The organism is Prevotella micans F0438 (assembly GCF_000243035.1).
GTDB classification, from domain to species: domain Bacteria; phylum Bacteroidota; class Bacteroidia; order Bacteroidales; family Bacteroidaceae; genus Prevotella; species Prevotella micans.
Window position 1 is genome coordinate 354,158 of record NZ_JH594521.1, and the last position, 13,076, is coordinate 367,233.

9 protein-coding genes are annotated in these 13,076 nt (G+C 52.5%); all 9 read left to right on the forward strand.

All coding sequences use genetic code 11. The features are described 5' to 3' along the window. The first annotated feature begins 701 nt into the window (after positions 1 to 701). The 9 genes from HMPREF9140_RS01365 to HMPREF9140_RS01405 all read left to right on the forward strand — a co-directional run bounded on the left by HMPREF9140_RS01365 (position 702) and on the right by HMPREF9140_RS01405 (position 13,022). Positions 702 to 935, forward strand: coding sequence for a hypothetical protein (locus HMPREF9140_RS01365; RefSeq protein ID WP_006951226.1), 234 nt, complete (start codon positions 702 to 704; stop codon positions 933 to 935). Between the two features lie 307 nt (positions 936 to 1,242). Continuing rightward, the gene (locus tag HMPREF9140_RS10705) at positions 1,243 to 2,856 is read left to right on the forward strand and encodes a TonB-dependent receptor (protein WP_006951234.1); all 1,614 of its coding nucleotides are present in this window, start codon (positions 1,243 to 1,245) and stop codon (positions 2,854 to 2,856) included. A 170-nt stretch (positions 2,857 to 3,026) separates the two neighbouring features. Then, positions 3,027 to 4,544 (forward strand): hypothetical protein, encoded by a 1,518-nt coding sequence (locus HMPREF9140_RS01375; protein WP_006951237.1) that lies wholly within the window; start codon positions 3,027 to 3,029, stop codon positions 4,542 to 4,544. Positions 4,545 to 4,888: 344 nt separating this feature from the next. Then, positions 4,889 to 6,097: a DUF1566 domain-containing protein gene (locus HMPREF9140_RS01380; protein ID WP_006951238.1), complete on the forward strand. Its 1,209-nt coding sequence runs from the start codon at positions 4,889 to 4,891 to the stop codon at positions 6,095 to 6,097. A gap of 1,257 nt (positions 6,098 to 7,354) precedes the next feature. After that, positions 7,355 to 7,753: an HU family DNA-binding protein gene (locus HMPREF9140_RS01385; RefSeq protein WP_006951239.1), complete on the forward strand. Its 399-nt coding sequence runs from the start codon at positions 7,355 to 7,357 to the stop codon at positions 7,751 to 7,753. Between the two features lie 183 nt (positions 7,754 to 7,936). Next, positions 7,937 to 8,503, forward strand: coding sequence for a hypothetical protein (locus tag HMPREF9140_RS01390; RefSeq protein ID WP_006951240.1), 567 nt, complete (start codon positions 7,937 to 7,939; stop codon positions 8,501 to 8,503). A 27-nt stretch (positions 8,504 to 8,530) separates the two neighbouring features. Continuing rightward, on the forward strand, positions 8,531 to 9,538 hold the full coding sequence (locus HMPREF9140_RS01395; RefSeq protein WP_006951241.1) for a hypothetical protein: 1,008 nt from the start codon (positions 8,531 to 8,533) through the stop codon (positions 9,536 to 9,538). Positions 9,539 to 9,572: 34 nt separating this feature from the next. Then, positions 9,573 to 10,145 (forward strand): hypothetical protein, encoded by a 573-nt coding sequence (locus HMPREF9140_RS01400; RefSeq protein WP_006951243.1) that lies wholly within the window; start codon positions 9,573 to 9,575, stop codon positions 10,143 to 10,145. A gap of 1,326 nt (positions 10,146 to 11,471) precedes the next feature. Beyond that, positions 11,472 to 13,022, forward strand: a complete 1,551-nt coding sequence (locus HMPREF9140_RS01405) for a hypothetical protein (protein ID WP_006951245.1) — start codon at positions 11,472 to 11,474, stop codon at positions 13,020 to 13,022. The last annotated feature ends 54 nt before the right edge of the window (positions 13,023 to 13,076 follow it).

Sequence of the window (13,076 nt, forward strand, 5' to 3'; positions counted from 1 at the left end):
CTCAAACAGACCCTGTTTTGCTCCAGCGGGTCGGAGTTCGTCTCAAACAGACCCTGTTTTGCTCCAGCGGGTCGGAGTTCGTCTCAAACAGACTCTGTTTTGCTCCAGCGGGTCGGAGTTCGTCTCAAACAGACCCTGTTTTGCATCAGCGGGTCGGAGTTCGCCCCAAACAGCCCCTGTTTTGCTCCAGCGGGTCGGAGTTCGCCTCAAACAGACTCTGTTTTGCTCCAGCGGGCTGGAGTTCGCCCCAAACAGACCCTGTTTTGCTCCAGCGGGTCGGAGTTCGCCCCAAACAGACCCTGTTTTGCACTACAGAGTGCCAGCGCTCCAAAACAAAATTGTTGATAGTATCCGCGCACAACTTTTATGATGCATCAACTCACTGTATACGCTAAAGAAACTCATTGGAATCTCCCACAAGAGTCTTTTCACCGCCCCAGGCATGCGTCTGTAAAAAATACTAAACCTATCATTGCTAAACGCCTTGTTTGTAATGAGCCACAGCGTTTCGATGCATGATTATGATAGGTCGACTGGGTACAGAATGCACGATTATGATAGGTTTTTGATTGATTTTGAAATACCCCTCCGTCTACCCCGCACATAATTTTGCGACATAGTATTAACAGTAAAAAAATAGGCATCAGCCGACAAGTCTTTTTGTTCATGTCGAAATGATAATGCCGTAAAACAAGACTAATATGAAACAGCAATCGAACCGTAAACAAAGTAATCGACAACGAGAAAGTTTGGAAATATTGGAAGACCGTATGCAACTCCTCGAAACCATTCAAGAGATGATAGACATTGAGTTCGAACGTCGTGAGAAAATACAAACAGGCGGTCATTCCGAAAGCGATACACCCTATTCGTCGCCAGACCCTCCGCCAAAGGACACTCTGTGGAAGCGCATCTGGCAGTCTTTCTTTTTCTAATCTATTCGAAGCAAATCATTCAATTCTACAAACGCCCGAGCCTCCGACACGGCGTTGCTCCGAAAGGAGTCTTAACAGGGAGGCACAAATAAAACAATGAAACACAACAATTTCTTTGCGCGTGCGGCAAGCAAGGCTCTTGCCCTCACAGCAGCAGTGAACAACCAAGACTCTCATTCTATACTATCCCACTCTTAACAAATCAATCAAATAGGAATAAAAGACACTTTTTCATCCTACAAACGCCCAAGCCCCCGATACGGCGTTGCTCCGAAAGGAGTTTCAGCAGGGGGGCACAAATAAAAAAATGAAACACAATAATTTCTTTGCGAACGCGGCAAGCAAGGCTCTTGCCCTCGCAGCAACAGTGATGATGATGAGCGCGGCGTTTACCGCCTGCTCGAGTAGTAACGACGGCCCAACGACCGAACCGAAGATCAACACCGTAACCATCGACGGCGTGGAGAGACCCATCGTCAAGGCTCGATACGAAGACGGTTTCAAGGGCGACTACTGGCTCTATCTTTACCTCTCGGCCGACGGTAAGGAAAGGATAGAAATCATACTGGATAAAGAGCTGCATATGAACGGCAGCCTCATCGACCTGACCAAAAAGGAAGAGAAGCACGACGAAAAGTCGTATTGGGGGGTAGCTTACTATCAGCTCGACAATCCCGACATCAGCATACTCTTCAGTATTCACGGCAAGCCCGGCAATAATCATCCCGTCTTCACCACCGGCACGCTCACCGCGAGCGGCTCGCCCGATGGCACCATCAATATCGTGCTCAAAAACGGGCGCGTAAAGGGCGACGACGGTAAGGAGCACACCATCGTATTGAGCTATAGCGGCACGATGGAGAATATCGGAGGCTCCCAGCCCCAGCCCCAGACTAACACCGTAACCATCAACGGCAAAGACAGGAAAATAGAGAAAGTTGAATACTACGAATACCCCGGTGAACGATACTACTTCACCCTCTATCTTACCCCCGACGGCAAAGAAAATGTGTTGATAGGACTCAAGAAAGATCGCCACTTCGGCAAAGACATCGACCTCACAAAAAGGGAACCGGAAACCGACGACCACTTCTGGGCAGTACAATACAATACCTCCGAGTCCGGCAAGAGCTTCACGTATTATGGTCAAAATCCCGACGACCACTTCTTCAAAAGCGGCACCCTCAACGGCAATGCTTCTTTCAATAGCGACCTTAGCGGAACGCTCAATCTCGTGCTTAAGAACGGAAAAATAAAGAACAATGATGGCACGGAGTTCACCTTCCTCGTCAACTACAACGGCCCGATAGAGAGTGAACAGTTTGTAGACCTCGGTCTGCCCAGCGGCACGAAGTGGGCAAAATGCAACGTAGGCGCCGATAAACCCGAAGCGTATGGCAAATACTTCGCATGGGGCGAAACGGAGGACAAGTCGGGCCAGAAATCCTACGACTGGGGAAGCTATAAGTGGGCTAATAAAAGCAACATCCGCATTACCAAATACTGCACCAATCCCGACCACGGCTCGAATGGCTTCACCGACGGCAGAACCGAACTCGAAGCCGCTGACGATGCTGCTACCCGCTACGACAAAATATCCTGCACGCCCACCCAAGCCCAAATGGAGGAGCTTATGGATAAATGCACGTGGACTTGGAAGGCATATAACGGCGTGTACGGTTATGAAGTGAAAGGACCTAACTACAACAGAATCTTCCTGCCGGCCGCCGGCCTCTACTACAATAGAGAACTTAATAAGAAAGGTACCGGCTGCTACTACTGGACGAAAACGCTCGACACCAATGCCAGCATGCTGGCCGTACAACTCAAAGGCTGGAGAGTCAATGATTCAGATGAGATAAGAGTCGGTTCTGATAATCGGTGCAGGGGATTATCGGTGCGCGGCGTGCGAAAAAAGTAAACGAGTAGTCCTGCCGAGCAAGACGAGTGGATGCCCCGCCGTCTACCCGGCCGGGCAATCCCCCGAGAGGGATGTAAAACGTAAATATTAATCCTAAACGCCCGCGCCCCCGATACGGCGTTCCCGCACAAAACACAAATAACGCGGGTCATCAGGGGGGCACAATTATTATGACACATAATAGAGTCATCGCATTGTCGGCAGCCATGACGCTGGCATTTGCAATCACCACGCCCGCCGAGGCACAGTTCGGCAAACTCGTCAAGAGGGTGAAGCAGAACACAGAGCGGGTAGTGGAGAACAAAGTTGAAAGCTCAGCCCACAACGCCGTTGTAAACGGTATGTATCAGGCAGAGAAAGCCGCTACCAAAGCCGTCAAGAAGAGCGCGAAGAAGGCCAAGGAGAAAGTAAGCGAGGAGACGGGGCTGTCCGACTCATCGGATTCCGACTCCGGCAGTAAGAAAAGCAAGAAGGGCAAGGGTGGAAAAGGTTACGACCTGGAAACGCTCTATGAGCAGAAGTTCAAGCCCTCGGCAGGCGCCTTGGAGGCCGACCCCGACGCATCGAGCAATGAGGTGTGGAAGGGTTACACGCGGCCCATTTCCCGGATACACGCCGCCTACGAGCATCTCGACCCGAAGTACTTCCCGCTGCAGCCCTACTACAAGTATCCGAAAATGTACGGACTGGGCGACAATGTCCTCATCGGGCACAATGTGCTCAACAAAATGATAGATGAAGTGCTTAGCCAAAGACCGGGAAACAGCGTCTACTTCCCGCCTTTCACCTACGACGATAAGAACGGAGCCGAGTTCATGACGCCGGCAGGCGAGAAGATGGGCGTCTACTGCGACGACATCTTCCGCTATCCCTTCGCGGCAGCCTTCTTCGCCGACCCCAACAGCGAAGCTGCCGTGCAGAAGCTCGCCGAACTGCTGGTCATCCTCAGTCCGATCATGAAGTCGGGCGTGGAAATCAAGCCCGAGACCTGCGACGACTACAAGGGCATACTCGACGCCAAACTCGGCATCGTGCTGCCGACAATGGAATACGAAAAGCGGCGCTTCGAGCGCGAACGCATCATGTTCAACATGGCCCTCAATGTGGTAGACTTCGACCTCATTGCCGACCGCGTCATCGACTGCTTCGAAAATGTAGAGAAGAACGATGAGATATGTCAGAAATACCCAATGATACGCGCCAAGTACTACCTGATGGGCACGGAACTCTACACCCAGATTCTCGTTCAGCACAAAGACTGGAACAAGCGCGAGGCCTCCGACCCCAAGGCACGCAAGGCCACGATGCTCTACACGCGCTGGACGGCCGACGGAGTGGTCGGCAAGATCATGGGAGCCGTGCGTATGGGCAACATTCCCGCCGTGTCGATGCCCAAGGGCGTGAGCGTATCGGGCGAACTCAAAACCAAGGGCGATGCCGCCGGACGCGAACTGGCAGGACACCGCGGCGACGAGTTTGTCAAGGTGGTTTACCACAGCAACAAGTGGCAGACAATAAAAGAGAAAGTATGGCCCTACAAGATCATCAAGTACACCCTCAAGGCCGACCTCATCACCAAGTCGGGCGGCAAGACCGTGCTCACCCACTGCTACCTCCAGAAGAGCGCCAACGGACAGAAATACGTCATGGTCGTAGGCAGCGACTCGGAGCGCCATCCCGTGAAGTAACAACCCATTCATAACAACCCAACGCCCCCCCCGAAACAAGGAAACCAAGGGGGGCGGCGGAATACTAAGTTAAGCGACAAGTGACGCCTAAGTTAAACGGCAATCGTCCTCTAAGTTAAACTACAAGTGACGTCTAAGTTAAACTACAAGTAACGTCCAAGTTAAACTACAAGTGACATCCAAGTTAAACTACAAGTGATGTCTAAGTTAAACTACAAGTGACGTCTAAGTTAAACTACAAATGCCCTCTAAGTTAAACGGCAAATGCCGATCAACTCAAACGACGAAACCGCTCCTGTAGGAGCATTCAGATAAGAAATAAACCATCAATCAATTAAAAGATTATGAACAAGAAAACATTCTTTGCGAAAGCGGCAAGCAAGGCTCTTGCCCTCGCAGCAACAGTGATGATGAGCGCGGCGTTCACCGCCTGCTCGAGTAGTAACAACGATGATGACGGAGGCGGCGGAACACCTCCCACACCCAAGGCGCAGACCGTAACCTTCGACGGCGCAGAGAAACCCATCCTCGAGGCCGGATACCAATACTGGGGCGACGGCAACTACGTACTCTTCTTTAGCCTCTCTGCCAGCAGTCAGGAAAGGGTGAGGCTTGGCCTGAACAAAGAGCTGCACGCAACCGGCAACCCCATCAACCTGACCGAAAAGGAAAAGAATAGGAAGCGCTACGACGACAGGTTTCGTTGGGGGGTAACGTACTTGAATGCCCACGGTAACCTGTTGTTTTATGCCAATGGCACCGAGCCCGTATTTGAAACCGGCACCCTCACCATGAGCGGCTCGCCCGACGGCACCATCAACATCCGGCTCGAAAACGGGCGCGTAAAGGGCGAAGACGGTAAGGAGTACACCTTCACCCTCAGCTACAGCGGCACAATGGAAAGAGCAGGCGGGCCAACCCCGGTGGAGAAATACGTAGACCTTGGCCTGCCCAGCGGCCTGAAGTGGGCTAGGTGCAACCTCGGCGCATCGAAGCCGACCGACTACGGCGACTACTACGCATGGGGCGAGACAGAGCCCAACAAGGCCGTCTACTACTGGAGTACCTACAAGTGGATGCAGACCGGCAAGGACGACTGGCGATACATCACCAAGTACACCTTCGCCGACGACCAGACCAAGGGCATCTGGTATGACTCCGACGGCAACTTCATCGGCGACAACAAGGAGACCCTCGAAGCGGCCGACGACGCCGCCACCGCCAACCTCGGCTCGCCCTGGCGCATGCCGACCTGGGACGAAATCAAAGAACTGTTCGACAACTGCACCTATACCGAGACCACGCAAGACGGCGTGAACGGCTACGAAATGAAGAGCAAAAAGAACGGCAACTCCATCTTCCTGCCTGCCGCCGGCCGCCGCATTGATTCCGAACTCTACGATGCCGGCAGCCAGGGCTTCTACTGGTCGAGTTCGCTCCGCACGAGTTACGCCAACTACACCGCCCGCTTCTTTTACATCGTTATGAGCGGTAGCATCATGTACGTTCCCGAACGTTGCACTGGGTTCTCGGTTCGGCCCGTCCGCCCATAAGTTGGGAATGTGGGCAGGCAGCAAGCCCCGCAAGCCCTGAAAGGGCGAAAGACCACAGGCAGGCGGTGGAGCGATAGCGCAACCCCTGTGTTCTGTGCCATGGTCGTCTCACCAACCGAAGCCCTGAAAGGGCGACGGAATGTGGTCAGATAGCGTAACCCCTGTGTTCTGTGTCATGGTCGTCTCACCAAACGAGCCCTGAAAGGGCGTCAGATCACAGGCAGGTGGTGGAGCCCGAAAGGGCGTAACCCCTGTACAATGGGAACACCCAAATCAACCGAGCCCTGACGGGGCGACAGACCTTAGGCAGGCGGTGCAACCCCTGACCGGAGAGGCGTCAGATCACAGGCAGGCGGTGAAGCCCGTAAGGGCGCAACCCCTGCATAATGGGAACATCCAATCAAATGAGCCCTGACGGGGCGACAGAATGTGGTCAGATAGCACAATCCTGAACGGCGGGGCAATCAGGAGCGCGGGGTAATGGAGAGTGCATGCGGCGGGTGGAACGTGGCGGGCGGCTGATGGTGTCCGTCACCCCTTCGGGGTTCTCCGTTTGCAATGGTTCCGTGTTACAGGGGTTCCGCTGCCGCTCCACCGCCTGCCTGTAATCCATCGCTCCTACGGAGCTTCCATTTCGGGTGGTATGCGCGGGTTACAGGGGTTGCGCTGCCGCTCCACCACCTGCCTGTGGTCCATCGCTCCTACGGAGCTTCCATTTCGCGATGGCACGCTGGGTTACAGGGGTTGCGTTACCGCTCCACCGCCTGCCTGTGGTCTTGCCACCCCTCCGGGGTTCCCGCCGGCCCGACGAGAGGGTAATCGCCGACTCAACGAGAGGACGAAGGTCGTTTCGACGAGAGAATGAATGCCAACTCAACGAGAGGACAAGCGCCGACTCAACGAGAGGACAATCGTCAATCCCCGCAAGCCTCGAAGAGGCGTCAGATCACAGGCAGGTGGTGGAGCCCGCAAGGGCATAACTCCTGTATAATGGGAACACCCAATCAACCCAAGCCCTGAAAGGGCGACGGAATACCAAGTTAAGCGGCAAGTGGCGTTCCTAGCGGCGGACGATTGCCGTTCCTAGCGGCGGGCGAGTGCCGTTCCTAGCGGCGGGCAAGTGTCGTTCCTAGCGATGGGCAGATGTCGTTCCTAGCGGAGGACGATTGTCGTTCCTAGCGATGGGCAGATGCCGTTCCTAGCGGAGGATAAGTGAATTTAACAAGATAAGTAATAATCATTTTAAAAGTAAAAGCTATGATTCTACATGAGATCAAAAAAATTGTGATGCGTATAGGCAAAAATAAAGGTAAAACAATGTATTTCGCATCGCCCCTGCCGCAAGACAGGACTACAACCAGACAGGTGGAGGATTACATCATCAACCTCACCTCGCTGTCGCGTTCCGACATCCGTTCGTGCATCACCGCGCTGGCCGAAGTGCTGCGCAACGAAATGCTGGCCGGGCACGCGGTCGACTTCGCCGACCTGGGCTCCTTTAAGCTCGTCTCCATCGGCAAGCAGGTGGAAAAGGAGAAAGACGTAAGCGCCGAAACACTCAAAAAGGCACGCATACAGTTCTTCCCCAGAGCCGAACTGCGCGCCATGGCCGAAAAAGTGCAGCGCATCATTCAGAAGCCCGACGAGAAAGAGTGACGCGTGGGAACCTGTAGGCAATTCAGCCCACCCTCTCTCCTCCCCCTCCCGCGGTTCGCACCATAGGAAGCGGGGGAACGGAGAGAGGCGTAGAGTAAGTTTCAAAACAATTCAACCCAACGCCCGAGCCCCCGACACGGCGTTGCTCCGAAAGGAGATTTCAGCAGGGGGGCACAATAAACAATGAAACACAATAATTTCTTTGCGAACGCGGCAAGCAAGGCTCTTGCCCTCGCAACAGTAGTAATGATGAGCGCGGCGTTCACCGCCTGCTCGAGTAGTAACGACGAACCAACGCCACCTCCCTCGCCAAAGGCCGGAACCGTAACCTTCGAGGGCGAGGAGAAACCCATCCTTAAGGCCGAATACGAAGACAAGCTCAACGGCAACTACTTCCTCCTTCTTTATCTCTCGGCCGACAGTAAGGAAAAAATAGAACTCCACCTGAACAAAGACCTGCACATGAACGGCAGCCCCGTAGTCCTGACCAAAAGGGAAAAGAAGCACGAGGGCGGCAAGTTGTATTGGGTGGCAGACTACCACAATCCCGACAAATCCCTATTCACCAATACTACCGGCGACCCCGACAGTAATAGCGATCTCTACCTCGCCGGCACGCTCACCGTCACGGGCGATCCCAAAAGTGGCAAAGTCAGCATCAAGCTCGAGAACGGGCGCGTAAAGGACAACAATCGCGAGGAGCGCACCCTCACCGTGCGTTATAGCGGCACGATGACGGAGGGGGAATAACCCTAATCAATAATTAAAAGCAAAACAATGACGAAGAATTTATTTCTTGCAAGCTGTGCGAAAGCAGCTTTCGCCCTTGCAGCAGTAGTAATGATGAGCACCGTATTTACCTCGTGCTCGAAAGACAACGACGACGAACCGAAGCCCTCGCCCAAGGCCGGAACCGTGACCATCGACGGCGCAGAGAAACCCATCCTCAAGGCCGAATACAAAGACAAGGCCGACGGCAACTACATTCTCTATTTCTACCTCTCCGACGACCATAAGGAAAAGGTGATAATGCAGCTGAACAAAGACCTGCATATGACCGGCCACGCCTTCAACCTGACCGAAAGGGAAAAGGAGCACGCCGGGTTTTGTTGGGTGGTGGAATACTATAAGCCCGACGGCACTCAGCTCATCGATACTTACGGCGCCCCCGGCGAGGATGACTACCCCGTCTTTAAAATCGGCACCCTCACCATCAGCGGCTCGCCCGACGGCACCCTCAACATCAAGCTCGAAAACGGGCGCGTAGAGGGCACCGACGGCAAGGAGCACACCCTCACCATCAGCTACAGCGGCACGATGGAGAAATATGGAGCACCCCTGCCCGAACCGAAGGCCAACACCGTGACCCTCGACGGCGCAGAGAAACCCATCGTCAAGGCCGAATACGAAGACCATACCGACGGCAACTACAGGCTCTTCCTCAACCTATCGGCCGACGGTAAGGAAAAGGTGGAAATTGACCTGAACAAAGACCTGCACATGAACGGCAGCCCCGTAGACCTGACCAAAAGGGAAAAGAAGCACGAGGGCGACGAGTGGTATTGGGCGGCAGACTACCACAATCCCGACAACTCCCTATTCACCAATACTTACGGCGACCCCGACAGTAATAGCGATCTCTACCTCACCGGCACGCTCACCGTGAGCGGCTCGCCCACGGGTACCATCAACATCAAGCTCGAAAACGGGCGCGTAAAGACCAACGATCGCCAGAAGCGCACCCTCACCATCAGCTACAGCGGCACGATGACGGAGAGGGAATAACCCTAATCAATAATCAATAATTAAAAGTAAAACAATGACGAAGAACTTATTTCTTGCAAGCGCAGCGAAAGCAGCTTTCGCCCTTGCAACAGTGATGATGAGCGCGGCGTTCACCGCCTGCTCGAGTAGTAACGACGAACCGACACCGGAACCTCTGCCCGAACCCAAGGCGCAGACCGTAACCATCGACGGCGAGGAGAAACCCATCCTCAAGGCCGAATACGACCCCGAAGGCGACGGCAACTACCGTATCTACCTTATCCTCTCGGCCGACGAAAAAGAACAAGTGGTGTTACATATAAACAAAGACGTGTTCGGCACTCCCATCAAGCTGACCGAAAAGACAAAGAAAAACGCCGATGCGGTTTATTTCTATTGGACGGTAGACTACTATAAGTCCAATGGCGAAGGCGGCAACACCAAGTTCATCGAAGCTTCAGGCAACCCCGAACAATCCGTACCTGTCTTCAACACCGGCACCCTCGAGTATGCGGGCTCCATCAAGGGCACCCTCAACATTCGGCTGAGAAACGGCCGCGTGAAGGGCAAAGACGGTAAGGAACACACCCTCACCATCAGCTACAGCGGCAAGATAACGGAGTTGTAAACGCCCTGCGCTGCGCCCCTGCGAGAGGGATGTTCGCATAGGGCAAGCCCTGTCAGGAATATTCACCCCAAGCAAGCCCCGTTAGGAATGTTTGCATAGGGCAAGCCCCGTCAGGAATGTTCACCCCGAGCAAGCTCCTGTTAGGAATGTTCGCATAGGGCAAGCCCTGAAAGGGCGATAGACTTGCGCAGGGATGAGAGCCTCGGAGAGGCGAAAGACCACAGGCAGGTGGTGGAGCCCGAAAGGGCGCAACCCCTGTGTCTGTGCCATGGTCGTCTCACCAAACGAGCCCTGAAAGGGCGACGGACTTGCGCAGGGATGAGAGCCCCGGAGAGGCGACAGACCCCTGTGTCTGTGTCATGGTCGTCTCACCAAATAAGCCTCGGAGAGGCGTCAGATCACAGGCAGGCGGTGGAGCCCGCAAGGGCGCAACCCCTGTATAATGGGCACACCCAATCAAATGAAGCCCTGAAAGGGCGACGGAATGTGGTCAGATAGCACAACCCCGAACGGCGGGGCAACAGAGGAGCGCGGGGAAATGGAGAGTGCGGGCGGCGGGTGGAACGTGGCGGCGGCTGATGGTGTCCGTCACCCCTTCGGGGTTCCCCGTTCGCGATGGTTCCGTTTACAGGGGTTGCGCTATCGCTCCACCGCCTGCCTGTAATCCATCGCTCCTACGGAGCTTCCATTTCGCGATGGCACACCGGGGTACAGGTTACAGAGGTGTCCCACCGCCCATATTCCTCATGGACACTCTTAAGATAGAGGGCCGCTTAGGCGGCACCATCACCATAAAGCTGAAGAATGGGCATGTGATATGATCCGACAAAAAGACAGATCACACCTTTACTATCAACTACAACGGACCGATAGCAGAGTATATAAAGTACTAACTCCCGATGAGGCTGCGCCAACAGACAGAAATGCCTTATGGTTGTCGGCAACAACCCGGAGCGTCATACTGTGAGGTAAAAATAATTCTCCCACGCTCCTTTGCGCTTGTATAGGAGTTTGGGAATAATAAAATCGGCGGAAATGTTCTACGGTTATTATTGAACGTATAGTGTTGATGAAGACAGAAAATAGGTTCTTGATAAACTAAATACTAAATTTGCACGCGAGTTGTGAAACTATGGATACATGAGTTCGGTATAAAAAGTGGTAGAATTAGGAATTGTTGGTCTTCTACACCTTCAGAAACATAGAGCCCGGAGTATAGAAGGCTTTATTATACCGAATTAACGTATGAATAAGATTCACAAATGCTCTACCCCTTCACGTAGAGTATTGCATTAGAAGGAATTTCAAAATAAGAAAACAACTATAATGTACAAACAATTACCTAAAACCAAGTACGCGGCATTTATAGCCCTGTTCATCATTCTTTTCGCTCTGCCACATAAGGCTTGGGCACAAGTAGATTACGACCTTGAGATAGCAGGTACGAAGGTAACCTCCGATAACTGTAACGACCTTTCTGTGATAGATGGCATAACGGGTACGGCGGTCTATGATCCTGCTACGAACACACTCACCCTAGATAATGCTACTATTCGTACAACTGCCACATATGATGAAGGCATAGGACTTTGGAATAAACTCAAACGTCTCACCATCCGACTCATCGGTGAGAATTTCATCATCTCCGAACAAAGCATGGGCTTGTATAACCATATCAGCCGTACCCTCACCATTACGGGTAGCGGTAAACTTACAGTGAAAGGCTCACAGACAGCAGAAGAAAAACTTGATCAACGAGGTGTCATCAACCGTGGAGTAGTAATTGTGAGCGACTGTACACTAGAAATGAGCGGCGGAGTGACTGGCTTGTCATCAGGTTATTGGAGGTTTGTTCGCTGTAACATGCGCATTAAGGGCGGCGGTATCAATACCGACAAGTATAAAGGGAGTATCAGTTACGTATGGGATGGAATCCCCGATTTCAAAGGCTGCAAAATTACAAGCCCGAAGAAGTTCTATTGGAAGAAGTTTCTAGATGGTGAAAACGTGCGTTTCTCACTCTTTGGAGACGACGATAAAGTGGTGACCGACTGGGTAACTATCGAATCCACCCCCTCCGATTATGATCTTATGATAGCTGGTCGTAAAGTAAACACAACCAACTGCAATAACCTAAGCGTAATAGATGGAGTGAGTGGAACTGTAAAATACGCCCCCGCTACGAACACCCTAACACTCTCGGATGCTACCATTCATACCACAGAAGAAGAAACACTCGGGCTAGGTATTAAGAATCAAATCGACGGTCTGATAATCTACCTTGTTGGAAACAATACCATAATATCTGATAATAGTGGAGGAATCAGTAATGGCCCGAAAAAGAATCTCACCATCACGGGCGATGGCAAACTCATAGTGAACGGTTCGACAACTGGTAAAAATGGCTATCGCTACGGTATTTTTAACCGAGGCGATCTCACCGTAGATGGCTGTACGCTTGAATCAGTAGGCGGATTAACCGGTCTAACTGCCGGCCACTGGAAATTCATCAACTGTACCGTTCAAGCACAGGGTAGTGGCAGTACTGGTGACCCATATGACGGAACTTTCGGCTGGTTATGGGACAAAAAGCCAGAATTTGTTGGTTGTTCTATCACGAGCCCAGCAGGAACATACTGGAAGAAATTCGAAGACGGTGGCTACGACTACTACTCTCTATTCGGTGCAGATGGTAAGGTCATAACAGAACGAATAACAATCTCCAAGGAGAGCACAAAACTCATCACTCCGACAACCGATGTTCCTGTATCAAGACGCGGTATCTACAATCTAATGGGCATGAAACTTAACAAACCTTTCGACCAACTGCCTGCTGGTGTCTACATTGTAGACGGTAAACAAAAGGTGAAGAAGTAAAAAGATTGTTGAGTCGTTGTTAGCTTTCTAGACTACAAGCGTGCCAGAAAGGAT

What these genes read in the sequence shown, in the direction of transcription:
- HMPREF9140_RS01365 (WP_006951226.1), top strand. Translation starts at nt 702, where the DNA reads ATGAAACAGCAATCGAACCGTAAACAAAGTAATCGACAACGAGAAAGT.
- HMPREF9140_RS01395 (WP_006951241.1), top strand. Translation starts at nt 8,531, where the DNA reads ATGACGAAGAATTTATTTCTTGCAAGCTGTGCGAAAGCAGCTTTCGCC.
- HMPREF9140_RS01385 (WP_006951239.1), top strand. Translation starts at nt 7,355, where the DNA reads ATGATTCTACATGAGATCAAAAAAATTGTGATGCGTATAGGCAAAAAT.
- HMPREF9140_RS01400 (WP_006951243.1), top strand. Translation starts at nt 9,573, where the DNA reads ATGACGAAGAACTTATTTCTTGCAAGCGCAGCGAAAGCAGCTTTCGCC.
- HMPREF9140_RS01390 (WP_006951240.1), top strand. Translation starts at nt 7,937, where the DNA reads ATGAAACACAATAATTTCTTTGCGAACGCGGCAAGCAAGGCTCTTGCC.
- HMPREF9140_RS10705 (WP_006951234.1), top strand. Translation starts at nt 1,243, where the DNA reads ATGAAACACAATAATTTCTTTGCGAACGCGGCAAGCAAGGCTCTTGCC.
- HMPREF9140_RS01405 (WP_006951245.1), top strand. Translation starts at nt 11,472, where the DNA reads ATGTACAAACAATTACCTAAAACCAAGTACGCGGCATTTATAGCCCTG.
- HMPREF9140_RS01375 (WP_006951237.1), top strand. Translation starts at nt 3,027, where the DNA reads ATGACACATAATAGAGTCATCGCATTGTCGGCAGCCATGACGCTGGCA.
- HMPREF9140_RS01380 (WP_006951238.1), top strand. Translation starts at nt 4,889, where the DNA reads ATGAACAAGAAAACATTCTTTGCGAAAGCGGCAAGCAAGGCTCTTGCC.